Source organism: Streptomyces lienomycini (genome assembly GCF_027947595.1).
In the GTDB taxonomy this organism is placed as follows: Bacteria; Actinomycetota; Actinomycetes; order Streptomycetales; family Streptomycetaceae; genus Streptomyces; species Streptomyces lienomycini.
Window position 1 is genome coordinate 7,090,741 of the sequence record NZ_CP116257.1, and the last position, 20,722, is coordinate 7,111,462.

The following is a 20,722-nucleotide window of genomic DNA, read 5'->3' on the forward strand; positions in this document are numbered from 1 at the left end:
GGGCACGCTAACTACCGTTAAGTAACCCAAATTTTAGAGCCCCCTCCGCGCCATGGATAGGTGAGCTTGACGACAGCCGACCGGGAGGGCTCCGCAACGCCCCGGATATGCTCGGGCGCGCACGCCCGACGTACACCTCTGGAGCACCCATGGCGCTGAAGATCACCGTGATCGGTACCGGCTATCTCGGCGCGACCCACGCCGCGGCCATGGCCGAGCTCGGCTTCGAGGTGCTGGGCCTGGACGTGGTGCCCGAGAAGATCGAGATGCTCCAGCGGGGCCAGGTCCCGATGTACGAGCCGGGTCTGGAGGAGCTGCTGGGCAAGCACGTCGCCGGGATCGAGGGCTCCAGCGGGCGGCTGCGCTTCACCACCGACTTCGCCGAGGTCGCGGCCTTCGGCGACGTGCACTTCCTGTGCGTGAACACGCCGCAGAAGCACGGCGAGTACGCCTGCGACATGTCGTACGTCGACTCGGCGCTGGCCTCGCTGGCGCCGCATCTGACCGGCCCGGCGCTGATCGTCGGCAAGTCGACCGTGCCGGTGGGCTCCGCCGACCGGCTGGCCGCCTACCTCGCCGAGCACGCGCCGGCCGGCGACGAGGCCGAGCTGGCCTGGAACCCGGAGTTCCTGCGCGAGGGCTTCGCCGTCGAGGACACGCTGCACCCCGACCGGCTCGTGGTCGGCGTACGCAGTGAGCGGGCGGAGAAGCTGCTGCGCGAGGTGTACGCCACGCCGATCGCGGAGGGCTCGCCGTTCGTCGTGACGGACTTCCCGACGGCCGAGCTGGTGAAGACCTCGGCGAACTCCTTCCTCGCCACCAAGATCTCGTTCATCAACGCGATGGCGGAGGTCTGCGAGGCGGCCGACGGCGACGTGGCCAAGCTGGCGGAGGCGATCGGGTACGACGACCGGATCGGCCGGAAGTTCCTGCGGGCCGGGATCGGCTTCGGCGGCGGCTGCCTGCCGAAGGACATCCGCGCCTTCATGGCGCGCGCGGGCGAGCTGGGCGCCGACCAGGCGCTGACCTTCCTGCGCGAGATCGACTCGATCAACATGCGCCAGCGCGGCCAGATGGTGGAGCTGACCCGGCAGGCGCTGGGCGGCGGCCCCTTCCTCGGCAAGCGGATCGCGGTGCTGGGCGCCACCTTCAAGCCCGACTCGGACGACGTACGGGACTCCCCCGCGCTGAACGTCGCCGGGCAGGTCCACCTCCAGGGCGCCCAGGTGACGGTGTACGACCCCAAGGGCATGGACAACGCCCGGCGGCTCTTCCCGACCCTCGGCTACGCCGACTCGGCGCTCGCGGCGGTGCGGGGCGCGGACGTCGTGCTGCACCTGACGGAGTGGCGGGAGTTCCGCGAGCTGGACCCGGAGGTGCTGGGCGAGGCGGCGGCGGCCCGGGTGATCCTGGACGGGCGCAACGCCCTGGACCCGACGCTGTGGCGCAAGGCCGGCTGGACGTACCGGGCGATGGGCCGCCCCACCGCCTGACCGTGCGGGCGGGCGACGCCGGTTCGGCCGAGGCTCAGTCGGCCGAACCGGCGTCGTCGGCATTGTGCCCCACCGGGCGGCACGGCGGCCGGTGAACCCCCGCCCGTTTACGTGTCCTTGGCACGGTAGCGGCGCATCTTGGCGCGGGCCCCGCACACCTGCATCGAGCACCACCGGCCGCGTCCGGCCGGGCTGCGGTCGTAGTACGCCCAGTGACAGTCGGCGGCCTCGCACGCCTTGAGGCGGCTCCACGTGCCCGCCACCAGCGCCTGGGCGACGGCGGTGGCGACGCGGGCGACGAGTGTGCCGTCACGGGCCGGGACGAGGGCGGCGGAGCCGTCGGCCGGGTCGACGGCGACGACCAGCGGGGCGGCGGCCAGCAGTTCGGCCAGCGGGGTCACCGGGCGGTGCGGCGGGTGGCCTGCGTGGGCGAGCAGGGTGGCGCGCAGGGACTCGCGCAGCTCACGGGCCGCGGGCAGGTCGTCCTCCGTCAGGCCGAAGCGCGCCCGGGCCTGCGGGGTGTCCAGCGAGTCGGCGCCCGTCCCGATGTCCAGCAGCGTGTTCACCAGGGCCTCGACCAGCTCCAGGCCGCCCGGCGCGGGCGATCGCTCACTCATGCTTGCGACGTTACCCCCAGCGCGGGAGTATGCAGTAACCGTTACCCGTTACCCGTGTGGTTCCGGTAACAGACGTCCGCGTGCTCCAAGGAGGAAGTCATGGCTGTCGCCGCACTGGGCCCCGTGGTCCTGGACTGTCCCGACCCCCGCGCACTGGCCCGCTTCTACGCCGACGTGCTCGGCGGCACCGTCGAGGGCGAGGGCGACTGGGTCGACCTGAGGCTGCCGGACGGGCGGGCGCTGGCGTTCCAGGCGGCCCCCGGGTTCGTGCCGCCGAAGTGGCCCGCGCCCGACGACTCGCAGCAGTTCCACCTCGACCTCGAGGTGGAGGACCTGGACGCGGCCGAGAAGGCGGTCCTCGGGCTGGGCGCGAGGCCGCTGGACGCGGAGGACCGCACCCGTACCTTCCGCGTTTACGCCGATCCGGCCGGGCACCCGTTCTGCCTCTGCGCCTGCTGAGCGCCGATCCGCAGACCCCGGGAGGTACCCGCATGGCACCCGCGGCACGTTTCCGTTCCGTCGTCGTCGACTGCCCCGAACCCCGAGAGCTGGCCCGCTTCTACGCGGCGGTCGGGGGCGGCACGACCGACGAGGCGGACCCGGACTGGGTGGTCCTGCACCTGCCCGACGGACCGCGCGTCTCCTTCCAGCGGGCCCCGGACCTCACCCCGCCCGAGTGGCCGCGCTCGGACCGCAACGCCCAGCAGTTCCACCTCGACTTCGACGGCGGAGCGACCTGGACCGAGATGGACGCGGCGCACGAGCGGGTGCTCGCGCTGGGTGCGCGGCTGCTGGACCGGCAGGACCGGGAGGAGAAGGACTTCATGGTGTACGCCGATCCGGCCGGGCATCCGTTCTGCCTGTGCCGGACCGAGCACTCCTGACGCCGCCGGGTCCCCTCAGCCGTCCAGGTCGGCGATCGTCGCCGTGGACGGCTCGCGGCGGGTCTGTGCCGCTCGCGCGGTGAAGGCCGCCGCGCGCAGCACGCGCTGCACGTTTCCCCAGGTCAGCAGGGCCACGTCCGCCTCGTCCCAGCCCCGGCGGAGCAGTTCGGCGACGAGCCGCGGGTAGCAGGAGGGGTCACCCAGCTCCAGCGGGTGGGCGCTGCCGGTGTCGTAGGTGCCGGACAGGCCGACGCTCCGCGGTCCGGCGACCGTGCGGACGTGGTCGAGGTGGTCGGCGACGTCCCGGACCGTCGGGCCGGTCTGCTCGGCGGTCAGCGGCACCATGCACAGGCCGCCGGCCGCGCCCAGCTCCACCAGCAGGTCGTCGGGCAGGTTGGCGGGGTGCGGGCGCAGGGCGCGGGCGGCGGAGCGGGTGCACAGCACCGGCGCCTTGGACACCGCGAGGGTACGGCGGAGGGTCTCGGCGCCGGCGCCCGAGAGGTCCGCGAGCACGCCGAGCCGGTTCATCTCGCGGACGACCTCCTCGCCGAACCGGGTCAGCCCCGCCTCACCCGCCCAGCTCACCCCGGTCAGCGTGAGCACACGCAGGCCGAGGGCGTGCAGGGAACGCAGGATGCCGAGGCGGTCGCCGACGGCGGCGGCGCCCGCCGGACCGGGCAGCACGGCGACCCGGCCGCAGTTGCGGGCGTCGATGGCCTGCCCCGCGTCATAGGCCAGGCGCAGGCCCTCGGGGTGGGCCCGTACGACCGTCTTGACCAGGTCCAGCTGCTCCAGCGCGGCGCCGACCGCGTCGCCCCCGTCGACGGGCTCGGGCAGGTGCAGCGACCACAGCAGGGCCCCCACGTGCCCCTCGCGCAGTCGCGGCACGTCGGTGTCGACGGCGCTCTCGCCCAGCTCCAGGTCGTACCAGGGCAGGTGCCCGAGCGCCCCGGACAGGCCGTTGCAGCCGTCGGCGACGGGGTGGGCGGCCAGTACGGCGTGCGCCCGGGTCAGCGGCTCGTCGTCGGGGTCGGACACGGGCGCGTAGGGCTCCGGCGGAACGACCTCCGCGGCGATCGGCACAGGCAGGTCGTCGAGCCCGCCGGCCTCGGTACCGGCGTGCAGGTCGTCCTGGAGGTCTGCCATGGCGGGCTCCGTACGGTCGTCGTGAGGTACGGCCACCGTCGCACGGAGCGGAAAGGGCTTCCTGGTGGGTGGGGCGTTCGGGGGTACGCTGCTCAGCCCCCGGCCGCGTCGATCACCCCGTCCAAGGCGGCCCTGGACGGAGCCGGCCGGTGATCTTCCGGTCGGTGCGGGCGCGCTCGGCGGTGAGGTCGGCGACCAGCCTCGGCGTGGCGACCGCCGGGGGGGGGCCGCCGGAGTCGATCTGATCGCCCCGGGACGGCCCTTCACGCACGGGGGCGGGGCGACCGGCTGCACCGGCCACCCCGCCCTCGGAGACGCGACGGCTCAGCCGTCCAGCTCCTCCAGGGAGGCGTTGGACGGGCCCCGTGTCGCCTGGAGCCCCCGGGCCACGTCCTCGGCGGCGTCCAGGACGCGGACCGCGTTCTTCCAGGTCAGTTTGGCCAGGTCGGCCTGGGACCAGCCGCGCTCCAGCAGTTCGGCGATCAGGTTCGGGTAGCCGGAGACGTCACCGAGGCCGTCCGGGGTGAAGGGCGTGCCGTCGTAGTCGCCGCCGATGCCGAGGTGGTCGACGCCGGCGACCTCGCGCATGTGGTCGAGGTGGTCGGCGACCGTGGACACGGTGGCGACCGGGCGGGGGACGCGCTCCTCGAAGGCGGCGTGGACCTTCATCGCCTCGGGACTGCTGTCCAGGTGGTGGAAGCCGTGCGCGCGCATGTTGTCGTCGGCCTCGGCGGTCCAGTCCACGGCGGCCTGGAGCACGAACTTCGGTACGAACGTCACCATCGCCATGCCGCCGTTGGCGGGCAGCCGCTCCAGCACGTCGTCCGGGATGTTGCGCGGGTGGTCGCAGACGGCGCGGGCGGAGGAGTGCGAGAAGATCACCGGCGCGGTGGAGGTGTCCAGCGCGGCGCGCATCGTCGTCGCCGCGACGTGCGACAGGTCGACCAGCATGCCCTCGCGGTTCATCTCCCGTACGACCTCGCGGCCGAAGGCCGACAGGCCGCCGACGCGGGGCTCGTCGGTCGCCGAGTCCGCCCACGCGTTGTTGTCGTTGTGGGTGAGCGTCATGTAGCGCACGCCGAGCGCGTACAGCCCGCGCAGGGTGGCCAGCGAGTTGTCGATGGAGTGGCCGCCCTCGGCGCCCATCAGGGACGCGATCCGGCCCTCGGCGCGCGCGGCCTCCATGTCGGCGGCGGTCAGCGCGGCCCGCAGCTCCCCGGGGTGGCGGTCGATCAGCTGCCGTACGCAGTCGATCTGCTCCAGCGTCGCCGTCACCGCGCCGGCCAGGTCGGAGCGGACGTACACCGACCAGTACTGCGCGCCGACGCCACCGGCCCGCAGCCGGGCCAGGTCGGTGTGCAGGTGGGCGGACTGGTCGGCGGCGATGTCCCGGGCGTCGAGGTCGTAGCGGACCTGCTCGCGCAGTGCCCAGGGCAGGTCGTTGTGACCGTCGACGACGGGGAACTCGCGCAGCAGCTCCCGGGCCTTGTCCAGCGATGTCATCCGCGTCCCTTCCGTCACTTTCCGAATCCGAAGCCGGCCGCCGAGCCCTCGACCTTGGTGCGCAGCCGCTTGCCCTTCTCGGTGGCCTGGTCGTTCAGTTCCTGCTGGAACTCGCGCATCCGGCCGAGCAGTTCCTCGTCGTGGGCGGCGAGGATACGGGCGGCCAGCAGACCGGCGTTGCGGGCGCCGCCGACGGAGACGGTCGCGACGGGCACGCCGGCCGGCATCTGCACGATGGACAGGAGGCTGTCCATGCCGTCCAGGTACTTCAGCGGCACCGGCACGCCGATGACCGGCAGCGGGGTGACGGAGGCGAGCATGCCGGGCAGGTGGGCGGCGCCCCCGGCCCCGGCGATGATCGCCTTCAGTCCGCGTCCGGCGGCCTGCTCGCCGTACGCGATCATCTCGTGCGGCATACGGTGCGCGGAGACGACGTCGACCTCGTAGGGCACCTCGAACTCGTCGAGCGCCTTGGCGGCGGCCTCCATGACGGGCCAGTCGGAGTCCGACCCCATGACGATGCCGACGACCGGGCTCACCGGGCTGGGCTGGCTCATTCGGTGATCGTGCCTCTCAGGTAGCCGGCAGCGTGACGGGCGCGCTCCAGCACGTCGTCCAGGTCGTCGCCGTAGGTGTTGACGTGGCCGACCTTGCGGCCGGGCTTCACGTCCTTGCCGTACATGTGGATCTTGAGCTGGGGGTCGCGGGCCATGCAGTGCAGGTACGCGGAGTACATGTCCGGGTAGTCGCCGCCCAGGACGTTGACCATCACGGTCCACTTCGCGCGCGGGCGCGGGTCGCCGAGCGGGAGGTCGAGGACCGCGCGGACGTGGTTGGCGAACTGCGAGGTGATGGCGCCGTCCATCGTCCAGTGGCCGGAGTTGTGCGGGCGCATCGCCAGTTCGTTGACCAGGACGCGGCCGTCGCGGGTCTGGAACAGCTCGACGGCGAGGTGGCCGACGACGCCCAGCTCCTTGGCGATGCCGAGCGCCATCTCCTCGGCGCGCAGGGCCAGCTCCTCGGCGAGGTCGGGGGCGGGCGCGATCACCGTGTCGCAGACGCCCTTGACCTGCTGGGACTCGACGACGGGGTAGGCCACCGCCTGGCCGTGCGGGGAGCGGACCACGTTGGCGGCCAGCTCGCGGACGAAGTCGACCTTCTCCTCCGCCAGCACGGGCACGCCCGCGCGGAAGGGCTCGGCCGCCTCCTCGACGGAGTCCACGACCCACACGCCCTTGCCGTCGTACCCGCCGCGGACCGTCTTGAGGACGACGGGGAATCCGTCGCCCCCGGCGGCGCCTTCCGCGACGCCTTCCGCCGCGAAGGCGGCCACGTCGGCCGGATCGCTGACGATCCGGTGCCGCGGGCAGGGCACACCGATCGCGACGAGTTTCGCGCGCATCACGCCCTTGTCCTGGGCGTGCACGAGCGCCTCGGGGCCGGGGCGGACGGGGATGCCGTCCGCCTCCAGGGCCTTGAGGTGCTCGGTCGGCACGTGTTCGTGATCGAAGGTGATCACGTCACAGCCGCGCGCGAACTCGCGCAGCGTGTCCAGATCGCGATAGTCGCCGACGACGACTTCGTTCACGACCTGCGCCGCAGAGTCCTGGGGAGTGTCACTGAGGAGCTTGAACCTGATGCCCAACGGGATGCCCGCCTCGTGTGTCATACGAGCGAGCTGGCCACCGCCGACCATGCCGACTACGGGGAACGTCACGCCCCTAGCGTATCGGCCGCGCGGAGCCCACCTGTTTACCGGCCGTTTCCGGCCTCTCCCGGCGCCCGTTCCGGGCTCCGCGGGACCGTCCGCAGGAAGATCGCGCGTCCGGGTGGTTAGCATGAACGGATTGACGCCAACCGACGGACGGGGGCCTGCACGACCATGGGACATGGTTCCTCGGGTGCTCAGACGGCTCCCCCCACGGCCGGAGCGCCCCGCGCCGGTGTACGGCAGCGGATCGACCGGCTCGTCCGCGAGGTCGTGAAGTTCGGTGCCGTGGGCGGTGCGGGTGTGCTGGTCAACCTGCTCGTCTTCAACTTCGTACGGCACACGACCGACCTCGCGGTGGTGCGGGCCAGCATCATCGCCACCATCGTGGCGATCGTCTTCAACTACCTCGGCTTCCGCTACTTCACCTACCGCGACCGCGACAAGAGCGGCCGCACCCGTGAGATGTCGCTGTTCCTGCTGTTCAGCGCGATCGGGCTGGTGATCGAGAACGGGGTGCTCTACACAGCGACGTACGGTTTCGGCTGGGACAGCCCGCTGCAGAGCAACATCTTCAAGTTCCTCGGCATCGGGATCGGCACGCTGTTCCGTTTCTGGTCGTACCGCAGCTGGGTCTTCCGCGCGATGCCGGCCCGCGAAGCGGTGGCCCGGGCGCAGACCTTCATGGAGCACGAGGACCCGACCGCGATGCGCACGGTGGACGGCGCCCCGGTGGTCCGCCGCTGACGCCCGCGTCCGCGCCCCCGGTCAGCGCACCGTCTGCCCCGCGTCGCCGGAGGACTTCTTCGGCGGCGGTGTACGGGACAGGAACAGGCCGAAGACCGGCGGACGCCCCTGGAGCAGCTCCAGGCGGCCGCCGTCCGCCTCGGCCAGGTCGCGGGCGACGGCGAGGCCGATGCCGGTGGAGTTGCGTCCGCTGATCGCCCGCTCGAAGATCCGCGCCCCGAGGTCTCCCGGCACGCCGGGGCCCTCGTCGGTGACCTCGACGACGGCCTGGTTGCCGGTCACCCGGGTCCGCAGGGCGACCGTGCCGCCGCCGTGCATCAGGGAGTTCTCGATCAGCGCGGCCAGGACCTGCGCCACGGCGCCCGGGGTGCCGACGGCCGTCAGATGGCGTTTGCCGGAGCTGACGATGGCCCGCCCCTCACTGCGGTAGGCGGGGCGCCACTCGGCGATCTGCTGCTGGATGACGTCGTCCAGTTCGAAGGTGACGGCGGAGCCGCTGCGCGGGTCGCGGGAGTTGGTGAGCAGCCGGTCCACGACGTCCGTCAGCCGCTCCACCTGCGACAGCGCGATCGTCGCCTCCTCCTTCACCGTCTCCGGTTCGTCGGTGAGGGTGATCTCCTCCAGCCGCATCGACAGCGCCGTCAGCGGTGTGCGCAGCTGGTGGGAGGCGTCGGCGGCCAGGCGCCGCTCGGCGGTGAGCATCCGGGCGATGCGCTCGGCGGAGGAGTCCAGCACGTCCGCGACCCGGTCCAGCTCGGGGACGCCGTACCGCTTGTGCCGGGGGCGCGGGTCGCCGGAGCCGAGGCGTTCGGCGGTCTCGGCGAGGTCGGTGAGCGGGGAGGCGAGGCGGTTGGCCTGCCGGATCGCCAGCAGGACGGCGGCGATCACCGCGAGCAGCGCCACCAGGCCGATGATGAGCAGGGTCCGCCCGACCTCGCGGGTCACCGAGGAGCTGGGCTCCTCGACGAGGACGGTCTCGCCCTCCTCGCCGGTGGCCCTGCCCTGGAGCACCTCGCCGGACGGCTTGCTGCCGACCTCGATGACCGGTTCACCGGGGATGCGGATGACGGCGTAGCGGGCGTCGCGGATCTGCTCCCGCAGGAACCCGGCGTCGACGGAGCCGGTGCCGATCAGCCGGCTGTCCACGATGCTGGCCAGCCGCACGGCCTCCAGGTCGACGCGTTCCTGGGCGGTGCTGCTGATCGTCCGGGTCTCGACGATGACGAGGGAGACGCCGAAGACGGCGATCACGACGAGCACCACGGCGAGCGTGGACTGGATCAGTCGACGGCGCATGACCTCTTACCCGGACGGGCCCTCGCGGGCGGGCTCAGTTCTTCTCGAAGCGGAAGCCCACACCGCGCACGGTGGCGATGTAGCGGGGGTTGGCCGCGTCGTCGCCGAGCTTCTTGCGCAGCCAGGAGATGTGCATGTCGAGGGTCTTGGTCGACGACCACCAGGTGGTGTCCCAGACCTCGCGCATCAGCTGGTCGCGGGTGACGACCCGGCCCGCGTCGCGCACCAGGACCCGCAGCAGGTCGAACTCCTTGGCGGTGAGCTGGAGCTCCTCCTCGCCCATCCAGGCGCGGTGCGACTCGACGTCGATGCGCACGCCGTGGGTGGCGGGCGGCTGCGGGGGCTCGACGGCGCCGCGCCGCAGCAGGGCCCGGACCCGGGCGAGCAGTTCGGCGAGGCGGAAGGGCTTGGTGACGTAGTCGTCGGCGCCCGCGTCGAGGCCGACGACGGTGTCCACCTCGTCGGCGCGGGCGGTCAGGATCAGGATCGGCACGGCGTGGCCCTCGGACCGCAGCCGGCGGGCGACCTCGAGACCGTCCATGCCCGGCAGACCCAGGTCGAGCACGACCAGGTCGACGCCCCCCTGCAGTCCCGCGTCGAGTGCGGTGGGTCCGTCCTCACGCACCTCGACCTCGTACCCTTCCCGGCGCAGTGCGCGGGCCAGCGGCTCCGAGATGGACGCGTCGTCCTCGGCGAGCAGTACACGGGTCATGAGCTGATGGTAGACCGCTCGGCCCAACCCCCGGGGCAAGATCGCTCCGAGGGCCTCTTACCTACGGACAAGCCGGGCACCCGCCGCGTGACCTGCCGTGTCACCCCCGCGTTCGAACCTGCGGCTGTGGGGTGCCATCCTGGGATGGACCTTCGAATGATCGTTCGCGGTTCCATCATTCCCTGTGATCCGCGTCTCAAGTCCTTCCATACCGGGCGGTGTCCTGCCGTATGGTGAATCAGCGCCTGTAGCACCCAGAGGACCTTTGGCGGCAGTACGACGCTGAAGGTCCCTTTCGCGTGCGGGCCGGCCCCCACGGCCGGCCTTGAAAGGAATGACCTGTGGCCGGGCCTCACCGCGTGCAGTGACGCGCGCAGAGGCGTGGATCCCGGTGGTCGCCGCCCACCGCTTCGCAATCCGGAGCGGAATCCCCCAGGCGTGGGACGGGTGGGACAGGCCGCCGGTGCCGGCCGCCCCCCACCGGGCGCGCATCGCCTCATGAGCGCGTCCCGACCAGCAAGGATCGACCATGGCGTCCAGCCTGACGAAGGACTCGGTCACTCCGGGCACCCCCGGCTCCGAGAAGACCTTCTTCGGCCACCCCCGCGGACTGGCCACACTCTTCATGACCGAGATGTGGGAGAGGTTCTCCTACTACGGCATGAGGGCTCTGCTCCCGCTGTACCTCGTCGCCCCGGGTGGTCTCGGCCTCGGCGCCGGCACCGCGACCGCGATCTACTCGGTGTACCTCTCGCTGGTGTACCTGCTCACGATGCCGGGCGGCTGGTTCGGCGACCGCGTCTGGGGCCCCCGCAAGACCGTCGCCATCGCCGGTGGCGTCATCATGCTCGGCCACCTCACGCTGGCGCTGCCGTCCTCCGGCACGTTCTACGCGGGCCTCGGCCTGGTCGCCATCGGCTCGGGCCTGCTGAAGGCCAACATCTCGACGATGGTCGGCCAGCTCTACGACGGCCCCGACGACCCGCGCCGCGACGGTGGCTTCACCGTCTTCTACATGGGCATCAACCTCGGTGCCTTCGCCGCGCCGCTGACCATCGGCACCGTCGGTGAGAGCGTCAACTGGCACCTGGGCTTCGCGCTCGCCGCGGTCGGCATGGGCCTGGGCGTGATCCAGTTCCTGCTCGGCAGCCGCCACCTGGCCCCGCACTCCAGCTCGGTCCCGAAGCCGCTGTCGGCCCAGGAGAAGGCCTCGACGCTGCGCAAGGCCGCGTTCTGGGCCGCGCTGGCCGTCGTGTTCTACGCGATCGTCGGCTTCTCCGGCCACTACACGCTGAACTGGATCCTGGTCCCGCTGACCCTGCTCGGCGTGATCATCCCGGTGCTGGTGCTGACCAACATCAAGCGCGACAAGTCCCTGGACCGGGCCGAGCAGTCCAAGATGTCGGCGTACATCTGGTTCTTCGTCGCCGCGGCCGTGTTCTGGATGATCTACGACCAGGGCGGCTCGACCCTGTCGCTCTTCGCCGACTCCTCGGCGAACAACAGCGTCTTCGGCTGGGGCTTCCCGGTCTCCTGGTACCAGTCGGTGAACCCGGTCATCATCATGGCGCTGGCCCCGGTCTTCGCCACGCTGTGGCTGGCGCTCAACCGTCGCGGCAAGGAGCCGAGCACGGTCGTCAAGTTCTGCGGCGGTCTGGTGCTGGTCGGCCTGTCCTTCTTCCTCTTCCTGGCCCCGCTGGGCATCGCGGAGGGCGGCCACAAGGCGGCGGCCCTGTGGCTGGTGGCGATCTACTTCGTCCAGACCTGCGGTGAGCTGATGCTCTCCCCGGTCGGCCTGTCGGTGACGACGAAGATGGCGCCGGTGAAGTACGCCTCGCAGATGATGGGCGTCTGGTTCCTGGCCGTCACCGCCGGTGACGCCACGACCGGCCTGCTCTCCATCGCCGGCGTCGACCTCAACAAGACGGGCATCGTCGCCGCGGAGGCGACGCTCGCGGTGGTCGCGGGCGTCGCGATCTGGATGTACCGCAAGCGCGTCAAGGAACTCATGGGCGACGTGCGCTGAGTCCGGCGGACGGCTGTCCGTCTGCTGCGGAGGGTCACCTCATCCGGTGGATGGGGTGGCCCTCCGGGCGTTCGGGCGGGGCCGGGACGTGTCGCCGTGTGCCGGTGCCGGTGCCGGTGCGGGGTACAGGCCGTTCCTCCGACTCGGGAGGGCTCATGGCGACCAGGTGGAGCTTGACGATCGACTGCGCGTCCCCGGCGGACCTGGCGGCGTTCTGGGCGCCGGCGCTGGGCTGTGCGGCGAAGCCCGCACCGGCGGGGTTCGGGAGCTGGGAGGAGTGGTTCTCCCACCACGAGGTTCCGCGGGACGAGTGGGACGACGGGGCGTACCTGTCGGATCCGGACGGTGCGGGACCCGCCCTGTCCTTCCTGAAGGTGCCGGAGCCGAAGGCTGTGAAGAACCGGGTGCACCTCGATGTGCGGGTCGGTGGCGGCCGTGAGACACCGTGGGAGGTGCGCTGGCCGCGCGTGGTCGAGGCGGTGGAGCGGTTGACCGCCGCGGGCGCGACCGTGGTCCGCGAGGAGGGGCTGGGGGGCTGGCCGGATCACGTGGTGATGGCGGACCCGGAAGGCAACGAGTTCTGTCTGCTGTGACGTCGGGTCCGGCCGGACCGACGGCGTTCCCTACGCCGGAGCCCCCAGCTCGGCCCAGACCCGCTTGCCCGCGACCCCCGGCGTGCGTACGACGCCCCAGTCCAGGCACAGCCGCTGCACGATGAACATCCCGTGACCGCCGGGGCGCCCGGCACGGTGCGGGGTCCGCGGCGCCGGCTGGCCCGTGCCCCGGTCGGAGACCTCCAGGCGGATCACCTTCTTCTCGCAGGTGATCGACAGCTCGTCCGGCCCCTCGGCGTGCAGACAGGCGTTGGTGACCAGCTCGGACACCACGAGCAGTACGTCCTCCGCGGCGGCACGCTGGTCCGCGGTGGCGGAGGGCAGCCAGCCCCAGGCGTACAGCGCCTCGCGGGTGAAGTCGCGGGCCAGCGGCACGACCCCGCTCGCATCCTCGAAGCTCAGCCTGCGGGCCTGCCGTCCACCGCCGCCCCCGGGCGCGGAAGCGGGTGCGGACGCCGCCCCGGACGCCCCGGAAGCGCCGCTGGGCTCGGGACCGCGGTCGCCCGGCGAGTAGGGCCGGGTGGTGCTCATCAGCGCTTCACCTCACCGATTCACCAGTTCACGTTTCAAAGTCTTGGACAGCAACGTCGTACACAGTCAGCTCAGGGTGTCTCCTGCCCGACCGGACCGTACGAACACCCCTGTATTCACCACGAGATTCGGCACGAGACACGGGACGGCGCGAAAACGCCCGCCCCGGGAAGCGCACGCGACCCTCCGCCGGCCTGACAAGGGCCGGCTCAGCCGGACTCGTCGGCCAGCGCGGCCTCGAGCGTGTCGTGGAGGGTGAAGACCGCTTCGGCCCCCGTGATCTCGAAGACGCGCGCCACCACGGGCTGCATGGCCACCAGATGCACACCGCCCCCCGCGGCCTCCGCCTTCAACCGCGCACCCAGCAGGACGTTGAGTCCCGTGGAGTCGCAGAACTCCAGTCGTGAGCAGTCCACGACGAGTCGGTTGAATCCCTTGGCGAGGCAGTCCTCCAGCGGCTCGCGCAACAGATCGGCGGTGTGGTGATCCAACTCACCCGCCGGGGTCACGACGGCGCTGGGGCCCTCTTCCCGTACCTCGACCAGAAGCCGGCCCGACTGGGCACTGCCGACCGTCCCGCGGTCCATGCCGTTTCTCTCTCCCGAGGTCGTGACTGCTGCTGACGCCCTCGAACACTACGCCTTCCCACGGCACTCCGACACCCGAACAACCGCACAGAAACGGACATACCCGCACAGAACACACTTGCGGTTGGCTCGGTAAACCCGGTAGGGCTAGTAGGACACGCAAACCGACACGGCCGGCTTTGGAGGCGCCGCACACCGCAGTGCACGAATTTGGCTTCGGCAGCCGTATGCCGAGAACGATGGAGGACATCATGTCACCCCGGCTCGACGGATCGCGTACCCAAGAAGCGACGTCGACACTCCCTCCGGAACATCTGGATCCCATCGAGCATCATGACGCGGTCGTCGATCACGACGGCGCACTCGCCGGGCTTCCGGACATCCCCGCGTACGACGAGGTCGCTCCGGCGGACGCCAGGGCCCTGTCCAAGACCCTCTTCGAACGGCTGGAGTCGCTGGAGGAAGGCACCCACGAGCACGCGTACGTACGCAACACGCTCGTCGAGCTGAACCTCGCGCTGGTCAAGTTCGCCGCCTCCCGCTTCCGCTCGCGCAGCGAGCCGATGGAGGACATCATCCAGGTCGGCACCATCGGCCTGATCAAGGCGATCGACCGCTTCGAGCTGTCGCGCGGTGTGGAGTTCCCCACGTTCGCGATGCCGACCATCATCGGCGAGATCAAGCGCTTCTTCCGCGACACCTCCTGGTCCGTGCGCGTCCCGCGCCGCCTCCAGGAGCTGCGGCTCGACCTGGCGAAGGCGGGCGACGAGCTGGCCCAGCGCCTCGACCGCGCGCCCACGGTGAGCGAGCTGGCCGAGCACCTCGGCCTGTCCAAGGACGAGGTCGTGGAGGGCATGGCGGCGTCCAACGCCTACACCGCCTCCTCGCTGGACGCGCAGCCGGAGGAGGACGACGCGGAGGGCGCGCTCGCCGACCGCATCGGCTACGAGGACCACGGGCTCGAGGGCATCGAGTACGTAGAGTCGCTGAAGCCGCTGATCGCCGAGCTGCCCTCGCGGGACCGGAAGATCCTCTCCCTCCGTTTCGTCGCGGGTATGACCCAGTCGGAGATCGGCGAGGAGCTGGGCATCTCCCAGATGCACGTGTCGCGCCTGCTCTCGCGCACACTCGTACGGCTGCGCAAGGGGCTCACGGTCGAGGAGTAGTCCTCACCACCACCGTGTGACGCTTGCCCTCCAGGGGGGCGGTCCGAGGCCGGGCCGCCCCCCTCCGGGCTGTCCGGGCTGTCCGGGGGTAACCCCTCCGTACCGCTGGGGCCGTCAGTGCGCGCGCACGCCCCGCCGCCACACGCCCGCGACCAGCGGCACCCCCGGCCGGTAGGCCAGGTGGACGTGGCTCGGGGCGTCCAGGAGCGTCAGGTCGGCGTACGCGCCCGGGGTGAGGCGGCCGACGTCCTCGCGGCGCAGGGCCGCGGCGCCGCCCGCGGTGGCCGACCAGACCGCCTCGTCCGGCGTCATCCCCATGTCCCGCACCGCCAGCGCGATGCAGAAGGGCACGGAGGATGTGAAGGACGAGCCCGGGTTGCAGTCGGTGGAGAGGGCGACCGTGGCGCCCGCGTCGATGAGGCGCCGGGCGTCCGGCCACGGGGCGCGGGTGGAGAACTCGGCGCCGGGGAGCAGCGTCGCGACCGTGCGGCTGTGCGCGAGGGCGTCCACGTCGGCGTCGGTGAGGTGGGTGCAGTGGTCGGCGCTGGCGGCGTCGAGTTCCACGGCGAGCTGGACGCCGGGGCCGTGGGAGAGCTGGTTGGCGTGGATGCGGGGGTGCAGGCCCTTTGCCTTGCCCGCGGTGAGGATCGCGCGGGCCTGGTCGCCGTCGAAGGCGCCCTTCTCGCAGAACACGTCGATCCAGCGGGCGTGCGGGGCGCAGGCGTCGAGCATCTCGCCGGTGACCAGGTCGACGTAGGCCGCGGGGTCGTCGGCGAGTTCGGGGGCGACGATGTGGGCGCCGAGGAAGGTGACTTCGTCGGTGTGGCGGGCGGCGACGCGCAGGGCGCGGGACTCGTCGGCGGTGGTCAGGCCGTAGCCGGACTTGGTCTCGAAGGTCGTGGTGCCCTGGCGCAGGGCCTCGGCGAGGTAGCGGGTGAGGCCGGCCTCCAGTTCCGTGTCGCTCGCGGCGCGGGTGGCGGCGACGGTGGTGCGGATGCCGCCCGCACTGTAGGGGCGGCCGGACATGCGGGCGTTGAACTCCTCGGTGCGGTCGCCCGCGAAGAGCAGGTGGGAGTGGGAGTCCACGAACCCGGGGAGGACCGCCCGTCCGGCGGCGTCGACCCGGTTGTCAGTGGCGGGTGCTTTGCTTGATTCACCGGTCCACACGACGCGGTCGCCCTCGATGACGACGGCCGCGTCCCGGACCAGACCGAGCGGGGAGTGGTCGCCGAGGGAGGGGTCGTTGGTGACGAGTGCGGCGATGTCGGTGATGGCGGTGCTGCTGCTCATGGGGTCCCTGATGTCCTCGTGGGGGCGGGGGCTGGGGCCGGGGCGTGGGCCCGTCCGTGGGTGGGGTCCGGTGGTCAGGCGCGCAGGGCTTCGACGGCCCGCGCGAGGGCCTTCGGCACATCCGGTACGAGGGCGTGCGCCCCGTCGCGTACGACGTGCCGCCCGCCCACGACCGTGTGCCGTACGTCCGCCGCCGTCGCGGCGAATACGGCCGTTTCGGCGCCGAGCCTGGGCAGTGGCCCCGCGGTTCTGACCGAGTCCAGCGCGATGGTCGCCAGGTCGGCGCGGGCTCCGGCCTCGATGCGTCCCGTGTCCTCCCAGCCGAGGGCGGCGTGGCCGTCTGCGGTGGCGGCGCGCAGCAGGGCGGTGGCGGTCCAGTGGCCGCGGGTGCGGGTGCGCAGGCGTTCGTTCAGTTCCATGGCGCGCGCTTCTTCCAGCAGGTCGACGACGGCGTGGCTGTCCGAGCCGAGGGAGAGCGGCGAGCCCGCCCGCTGGAGCGCGGCCGCGGGGCCGATGCCGTCGGCGAGGTCCCGTTCCGTGGTGGGGCACATGCAGGTGCCGGTGCGGCTGCCGCCGAGCAGCGCGATGTCCTCGTCCGTGAGGTGGGTGTTGTGGACGCCGGTGGTGCGGGCGCCCAGCACCCCGTGGTCGGCGAGGAGCCGGGTGGGGGTGCGGCCGTGGGCCCGGCGGCAGGCGTCGTTCTCGGCGGTCTGCTCGGACAGGTGCACATGCAGCGGGACCCGCCGGGCCTCGGCCCACTGCGCCACGGTCGCCAACTGGTCCGCGGGCACGGCCCGTACGGAGTGGATCGCGGCCCCGATCCGTGCGTGATCCCGTTCCTTGAGAACTGAACAGCGTTCGGCCCAGGACTGCGCCGTGCCGTCGGAGAAGCGCTGCTGGTGGGTGTTGGGGGGCTCGCCGAAGCCGGAGGACAGGTAGCAGGTGTCGAGGAGGGTGATGCGGACACCGGCTTCGGCGGCGGCATCGATCAGGGCCTCGCCCATCGCGTTGGGGTCGGCGTAGAGGGTGCCGCCGGGCGCGTGGTGCACATAGTGGAACTCGCCGACGGCGGTGATGCCGGCCAGGGCCATCTCGGCGTACACGGCGCGGGCGAGGGCGTGGTAGGTGTCCGGGGTCAGCCGGTCGGCGACGGAGTACATGACCTCGCGCCAGGTCCAGAAGGTGCCGGAGCCGACCTGGACGGTGCCGCGCAGGGCGCGGTGGAAGGCGTGCGAGTGGGCGTTGGCCAGTCCCGGCAGGGTCAGTCCGCGCAGGATCTCGGCGCCGGGCGGCGGGGTGGCGACGCCCTGGTGGACGGCGGTGATGCGGCCGTCGCGCACGTCGACGGCGACGTCCGGCTCGACGTGGGTGCCGAGCCAGGCGTGCTCCAGCCAGTACGTGCGGGTCCGCTCGGGGGAGGTCACGTGCAGGCCAGCCCTTCCAGTACGTCGGCGAGTGCGTTCACCCCGGCCGCGCAGTCGTCCTCGGCGGCGTACTCGGCCGGGGAGTGCGAGACGCCGGTGGGGTTGCGTACGAACAGCATGGCGGTCGGGACGCGGTCGGAGAGGATTCCGGCGTCGTGTCCGGCGCCGGTGCCCAGGACGGGGACCTTCAGCTTTGTCTCCGTGCCCAGGATGCGGGCGAGTTCGTCGCGCAGGGCGTGGTCGAACTCGACGACGGGGGTGAAGGACTCGCACTCGACGTCGAGGTCCACTCCGTGGGCGGCGGCGTACTCCCGGGCGGCCTTCTCGACACCGGTCACCACGGTGTCCAGGCTCGCCTGGTCGGCGGCGCGGGAGTCGAGCCAGCCGCGCACCAGGGAGGGGATGGCGTTGACGCCGTTGGGCTCGACGCCGACCTTGCCGAAGGTGGCGACGGCGCCGGCGAGTCGGGCCTCGCGGCGGGCGGCGAGGACGGTCTCGGCGTACGGCGGCATCGGGTCGTGCCGGTCGGCGAGGCGGGTGGTGCCGGCGTGGTTGGCCTCGCCCCGGAAGTCGAACCGCCAGCGTCCGTGCGGCCAGATGGCGGAGGCGATGCCGATGCGGTCGCCGGACAGGTCGAGGGTGCGGCCCTGTTCGACGTGGAGTTCGACGAAGGCGCCGATGCGGGCGAGCCGTTCGGGGTCGGGGCCGAGGGTGCCCGGGTCGTACCCGGCGGACTCCATGGCCTGCGGGAGGGTGATGCCGTCGCCGTCGGTGAGTCGGTGCGCCTGCTCGACGGTGAGCGCCCCGGCGGTGAGGCGGGAGCCGACGCAGGCGAGGCCGAAGCGGGCGCCTTCCTCGTCCCCGAAGTTGACGATGCCCAGCGGCCTGGTGAACCGTGCTCCCCGCCCGCGCAGCTCGTCGAGGGCGGCGAGGGCGGAGACCACACCGAGGGGGCCGTCGAAGGCGCCGCCGTCGGGCACGGAGTCCAGGTGGGAGCCGGTGACTACGGCGTTCCCGGCGGCGGGGTCGCCCAGCCAGGCCCACTGGTTGCCGTTGCGGTCGGTCTCGTAGGCGAGGCCGCGTGCCTCGGCCTGCTCCTGGAACCAGGTCCGGCAGTCGGCGTCGGCTCCGGTCCAGGCGTAGCGGCGGTAGCCGCCGGAGGCGGAGCTGCGGCCGACCGGCAGCAGCTCCGCCCACATGCTGTGGAAGCTCACGCGCCGTCACCCTCGCGCGCCGTGTCGCTCTCGCGCGTCTCCGCATCCTCGCGGCCTTCGCGCATGGGCACCCGTACGTCGCGCTCGGCCGCCACCGACTCGGCGATGTCGTACCCGGCGTCGACGTGCCGGATGACGCCCATGCCGGGGTCGTTGGTGAGGACCCGGCGGATCTTCTCACCGGCGAGCGGGGTGCCGTCGGCGACGGTGACCTGCCCGGCGTGGATCGAGCGGCCCATGCCGACGCCGCCGCCGTGGTGGAGGGAGACCCAGGAGGCGCCGGAGGCCACGTTGACCATGGCGTTGAGCAGCGGCCAGTCGGCGATGGCGTCGGAGCCGTCGAGCATGGCCTCGGTCTCGCGGTACGGGGAGGCGACGGAGCCGCAGTCGAGGTGGTCGCGGCCGATGACGATCGGCGCGGCCAGCTCACCGCTCGCGACCATGTCGTTGAAGCGCTCACCGGCCTTGTCGCGCTCGCCGTAGCCGAGCCAGCAGATGCGGGCGGGCAGGCCCTGGAAGTGGACCCGCTCCCCCGCCAGCTTGATCCAGCGGGCCAGGGACTCGTTCTCCGGGAAGAGGTCGAGGATCGCCTTGTCGGTCTTGGCGATGTCGGCCGGGTCGCCGGACAGGGCGGCCCAGCGGAAGGGGCCCTTGCCCTCGCAGAACAGGGGGCGGATGTAGGCCGGGACGAAGCCGGGGAAGGCGAACGCCCGGTCGTATCCGGCGAGCTGGGCCTCGCCGCGGATGGAGTTGCCGTAGTCGAAGACCTCGGCGCCGGCGTCCTGGAAGCCGACCATGGCCTCGACGTGCCGGGCCATGGACTCGCGGGCCCGGGTGGTGAAGCCGGCGGGGTCCTTGGCGGCGGCGTCGGCCATGTCCTCGAAGGCGATGCCGGTGGGCAGGTAGGCCAGCGGGTCGTGGGCCGAGGTCTGGTCGGTGACGATGTCGATCGGGGCGCCCATGGCGAGGAGCCGCGGGACCAGTTCGGCGGCGTTGCCGAGGACGCCGATGGACAGCGGCTCGCGCCGGTCGCGGGCCTCGGTGGCCAGCTGGAGGGCGTGGTCGAGGGAGTCGGCCCTCACGTCGAGGTAGCGGTGCTCGATGCGGCGGTCGATGGCGCGCGGGTCGCAGTCGACGCAGATCACGACGCCGTCGTTCATGGTGACCGCGAGCGGCTGGGCGCCGCCCATGCCACCCAGGCCCGCGGTGAGGGTGATGGTTCCGGCGAGGGTGCCGCCGAACTTCTTGGCGGCGACGGCGGCGAAGGTCTCGTAGGTGCCCTGGAGGATGCCCTGGGTGCCGATGTAGATCCAGGAACCGGCCGTCATCTGCCCGTACATGGTCAGGCCGAGGGCCTCCAGGCGGCGGAACTCCTCCCAGTTGGCCCAGTCGCCGACGAGGTTGGAGTTGGCGATGAGGACGCGCGGGGCCCATTCGTGGGTCTGCATGACGCCGACCGGGCGGCCGGACTGGACGAGCATCGTCTCGTCCTGCTTGAGGGTGCGCAGGGTGCGCACCATCGCGTCGAAGGAGCGCCAGTCCCTGGCCGCCTTGCCGGTGCCGCCGTAGACGACGAGCTTGTCGGGGTGCTCGGCGACCTCGGGGTCGAGGTTGTTCTGCAGCATCCGCAGGGCGGCCTCCTGCTGCCAGCCCAGGGCGCTCGGCGTCGTCCCGCGTGGCGCTCGGACAGGGCGAGGTCCGGACATGGTCTGCCTCCTGGTGGCTGTGCTCCCGGCGGATTGTTGCGACGGATATTCATATCCT

Annotated in this window: 20 protein-coding genes; 7 read left to right on the top strand and 13 right to left on the bottom strand. The window is 72.2% G+C overall.

What is annotated here, in order from left to right:
• Nucleotides 1-149 precede the first annotated feature (149 nt).
• Nucleotides 150-1,493: a UDP-glucose dehydrogenase family protein gene (locus BJ961_RS32265; RefSeq protein WP_271416296.1), complete on the top strand. Its 1,344-nt coding sequence runs from the start codon at nt 150-152 to the stop codon at nt 1,491-1,493.
• Nucleotides 1,494-1,600: 107 nt separating this feature from the next.
• On the opposite strand, the gene BJ961_RS32270 is transcribed toward BJ961_RS32265, so the two are convergent.
• Nucleotides 1,601-2,110 (bottom strand): CGNR zinc finger domain-containing protein, encoded by a 510-nt coding sequence (locus tag BJ961_RS32270; RefSeq protein WP_271416297.1) that lies wholly within the window; start codon nt 2,108-2,110, stop codon nt 1,601-1,603.
• A gap of 99 nt (nt 2,111-2,209) precedes the next feature.
• Here BJ961_RS32270 and BJ961_RS32275 point away from each other — a divergent pair, with 99 nt between their 5' ends.
• Both BJ961_RS32275 and BJ961_RS32280 read left to right on the top strand, forming a co-directional pair.
• A complete protein-coding gene (locus tag BJ961_RS32275; RefSeq protein ID WP_271416298.1) occupies nt 2,210-2,569 on the top strand; it encodes a VOC family protein in 360 nt (119 codons plus the stop codon).
• 32 nt (nt 2,570-2,601) lie between these two features.
• Nucleotides 2,602-2,994 carry a VOC family protein gene (locus tag BJ961_RS32280; RefSeq protein ID WP_271416299.1) on the top strand — a complete coding sequence of 131 codons (393 nt, stop codon included), beginning with the start codon at nt 2,602-2,604 and terminating at the stop codon, nt 2,992-2,994.
• 15 nt (nt 2,995-3,009) lie between these two features.
• Here the strand turns inward: BJ961_RS32280 and BJ961_RS32285 are convergent, their stop codons facing one another.
• The 4 genes from BJ961_RS32285 to BJ961_RS32300 form a co-directional block, all read right to left on the bottom strand.
• Complete coding sequence (locus BJ961_RS32285; RefSeq protein WP_271416300.1) at nt 3,010-4,140, bottom strand: dipeptidase; 1,131 nt, start codon at nt 4,138-4,140, stop codon at nt 3,010-3,012.
• Between the two features lie 324 nt (nt 4,141-4,464).
• Nucleotides 4,465-5,643 (bottom strand): dipeptidase, encoded by a 1,179-nt coding sequence (locus BJ961_RS32290; RefSeq protein WP_271416301.1) that lies wholly within the window; start codon nt 5,641-5,643, stop codon nt 4,465-4,467.
• Between the two features lie 14 nt (nt 5,644-5,657).
• Nucleotides 5,658-6,200: a 5-(carboxyamino)imidazole ribonucleotide mutase gene (gene purE / locus BJ961_RS32295; RefSeq protein WP_271416302.1), complete on the bottom strand. Its 543-nt coding sequence runs from the start codon at nt 6,198-6,200 to the stop codon at nt 5,658-5,660.
• On the bottom strand, nt 6,197-7,360 hold the full coding sequence (locus tag BJ961_RS32300) for a 5-(carboxyamino)imidazole ribonucleotide synthase (RefSeq protein ID WP_271416303.1): 1,164 nt from the start codon (nt 7,358-7,360) through the stop codon (nt 6,197-6,199). The genes purE and BJ961_RS32300 overlap by 4 nt, the downstream gene beginning before the upstream one ends.
• A gap of 165 nt (nt 7,361-7,525) precedes the next feature.
• On the opposite strand from BJ961_RS32300, the gene BJ961_RS32305 reads away from it, so the two are divergent.
• The gene (locus BJ961_RS32305) at nt 7,526-8,098 is read left to right on the top strand and encodes a GtrA family protein (RefSeq protein WP_271416304.1); all 573 of its coding nucleotides are present in this window, start codon (nt 7,526-7,528) and stop codon (nt 8,096-8,098) included.
• Nucleotides 8,099-8,119: 21 nt separating this feature from the next.
• On the opposite strand, the gene draK is transcribed toward BJ961_RS32305, so the two are convergent.
• Complete coding sequence (draK, locus tag BJ961_RS32310) at nt 8,120-9,394, bottom strand: two-component system sensor histidine kinase DraK (protein ID WP_271416305.1); 1,275 nt, start codon at nt 9,392-9,394, stop codon at nt 8,120-8,122.
• A gap of 34 nt (nt 9,395-9,428) precedes the next feature.
• Entirely contained in the window at nt 9,429-10,106 is a 678-nt protein-coding gene (locus BJ961_RS32315; RefSeq protein WP_052842140.1) for a response regulator transcription factor, read from the bottom strand.
• Nucleotides 10,107-10,635: 529 nt separating this feature from the next.
• Between BJ961_RS32315 and BJ961_RS32320 the strand changes: the two genes are divergently transcribed.
• Nucleotides 10,636-12,132 carry an MFS transporter gene (locus tag BJ961_RS32320; protein ID WP_271416306.1) on the top strand — a complete coding sequence of 499 codons (1,497 nt, stop codon included), beginning with the start codon at nt 10,636-10,638 and terminating at the stop codon, nt 12,130-12,132.
• A 155-nt stretch (nt 12,133-12,287) separates the two neighbouring features.
• Complete coding sequence (locus BJ961_RS32325) at nt 12,288-12,725, top strand: VOC family protein (protein ID WP_271416307.1); 438 nt, start codon at nt 12,288-12,290, stop codon at nt 12,723-12,725.
• A 30-nt stretch (nt 12,726-12,755) separates the two neighbouring features.
• Here the strand turns inward: BJ961_RS32325 and BJ961_RS32330 are convergent, their stop codons facing one another.
• The gene (locus tag BJ961_RS32330; protein ID WP_271416308.1) at nt 12,756-13,277 is read right to left on the bottom strand and encodes an ATP-binding protein; all 522 of its coding nucleotides are present in this window, start codon (nt 13,275-13,277) and stop codon (nt 12,756-12,758) included.
• A gap of 209 nt (nt 13,278-13,486) precedes the next feature.
• Nucleotides 13,487-13,864: an STAS domain-containing protein gene (locus BJ961_RS32335; protein ID WP_271416309.1), complete on the bottom strand. Its 378-nt coding sequence runs from the start codon at nt 13,862-13,864 to the stop codon at nt 13,487-13,489.
• Between the two features lie 251 nt (nt 13,865-14,115).
• Between BJ961_RS32335 and BJ961_RS32340 the strand changes: the two genes are divergently transcribed.
• Nucleotides 14,116-15,030, top strand: coding sequence for an RNA polymerase sigma factor SigF (locus BJ961_RS32340; RefSeq protein ID WP_271416310.1), 915 nt, complete (start codon nt 14,116-14,118; stop codon nt 15,028-15,030).
• 114 nt (nt 15,031-15,144) lie between these two features.
• Here BJ961_RS32340 and hutI read toward each other — a convergent pair whose 3' ends face one another.
• From hutI to hutU, 4 genes are all read right to left on the bottom strand, one after another.
• On the bottom strand, nt 15,145-16,320 hold the full coding sequence (gene hutI / locus BJ961_RS32345) for an imidazolonepropionase (protein ID WP_271416311.1): 1,176 nt from the start codon (nt 16,318-16,320) through the stop codon (nt 15,145-15,147).
• Between the two features lie 74 nt (nt 16,321-16,394).
• Nucleotides 16,395-17,744: a formimidoylglutamate deiminase gene (locus tag BJ961_RS32350; RefSeq protein WP_271416312.1), complete on the bottom strand. Its 1,350-nt coding sequence runs from the start codon at nt 17,742-17,744 to the stop codon at nt 16,395-16,397.
• Nucleotides 17,741-18,958: an allantoate amidohydrolase gene (locus BJ961_RS32355; RefSeq protein WP_271416313.1), complete on the bottom strand. Its 1,218-nt coding sequence runs from the start codon at nt 18,956-18,958 to the stop codon at nt 17,741-17,743. The genes BJ961_RS32350 and BJ961_RS32355 overlap by 4 nt, the downstream gene beginning before the upstream one ends.
• Nucleotides 18,955-20,664, bottom strand: coding sequence for a urocanate hydratase (gene hutU, locus BJ961_RS32360; RefSeq protein WP_271416314.1), 1,710 nt, complete (start codon nt 20,662-20,664; stop codon nt 18,955-18,957). The genes BJ961_RS32355 and hutU overlap by 4 nt, the downstream gene beginning before the upstream one ends.
• Nucleotides 20,665-20,722: the final 58 nt, after the last annotated feature.

Excerpts from the sequence above, each read along its gene's own strand:
- BJ961_RS32335 (WP_271416309.1), bottom strand. The coding sequence starts at position 13,864 with ATGGACCGCGGGACGGTCGGCAGTGCCCAGTCGGGCCGGCTTCTGGTC.
- BJ961_RS32305 (WP_271416304.1), top strand. The coding sequence starts at position 7,526 with ATGGGACATGGTTCCTCGGGTGCTCAGACGGCTCCCCCCACGGCCGGA.
- BJ961_RS32315 (WP_052842140.1), bottom strand. The coding sequence starts at position 10,106 with ATGACCCGTGTACTGCTCGCCGAGGACGACGCGTCCATCTCGGAGCCG.
- BJ961_RS32280 (WP_271416299.1), top strand. The coding sequence starts at position 2,602 with ATGGCACCCGCGGCACGTTTCCGTTCCGTCGTCGTCGACTGCCCCGAA.
- BJ961_RS32320 (WP_271416306.1), top strand. The coding sequence starts at position 10,636 with ATGGCGTCCAGCCTGACGAAGGACTCGGTCACTCCGGGCACCCCCGGC.
- BJ961_RS32265 (WP_271416296.1), top strand. The coding sequence starts at position 150 with ATGGCGCTGAAGATCACCGTGATCGGTACCGGCTATCTCGGCGCGACC.
- purE (WP_271416302.1), bottom strand. The coding sequence starts at position 6,200 with ATGAGCCAGCCCAGCCCGGTGAGCCCGGTCGTCGGCATCGTCATGGGG.
- BJ961_RS32290 (WP_271416301.1), bottom strand. The coding sequence starts at position 5,643 with ATGACATCGCTGGACAAGGCCCGGGAGCTGCTGCGCGAGTTCCCCGTC.
- BJ961_RS32285 (WP_271416300.1), bottom strand. The coding sequence starts at position 4,140 with ATGGCAGACCTCCAGGACGACCTGCACGCCGGTACCGAGGCCGGCGGG.
- BJ961_RS32340 (WP_271416310.1), top strand. The coding sequence starts at position 14,116 with ATGTCACCCCGGCTCGACGGATCGCGTACCCAAGAAGCGACGTCGACA.
- BJ961_RS32330 (WP_271416308.1), bottom strand. The coding sequence starts at position 13,277 with ATGAGCACCACCCGGCCCTACTCGCCGGGCGACCGCGGTCCCGAGCCC.
- BJ961_RS32275 (WP_271416298.1), top strand. The coding sequence starts at position 2,210 with ATGGCTGTCGCCGCACTGGGCCCCGTGGTCCTGGACTGTCCCGACCCC.
- hutU (WP_271416314.1), bottom strand. The coding sequence starts at position 20,664 with ATGTCCGGACCTCGCCCTGTCCGAGCGCCACGCGGGACGACGCCGAGC.
- hutI (WP_271416311.1), bottom strand. The coding sequence starts at position 16,320 with ATGAGCAGCAGCACCGCCATCACCGACATCGCCGCACTCGTCACCAAC.
- BJ961_RS32325 (WP_271416307.1), top strand. The coding sequence starts at position 12,288 with ATGGCGACCAGGTGGAGCTTGACGATCGACTGCGCGTCCCCGGCGGAC.
- draK (WP_271416305.1), bottom strand. The coding sequence starts at position 9,394 with ATGCGCCGTCGACTGATCCAGTCCACGCTCGCCGTGGTGCTCGTCGTG.
- BJ961_RS32270 (WP_271416297.1), bottom strand. The coding sequence starts at position 2,110 with ATGAGTGAGCGATCGCCCGCGCCGGGCGGCCTGGAGCTGGTCGAGGCC.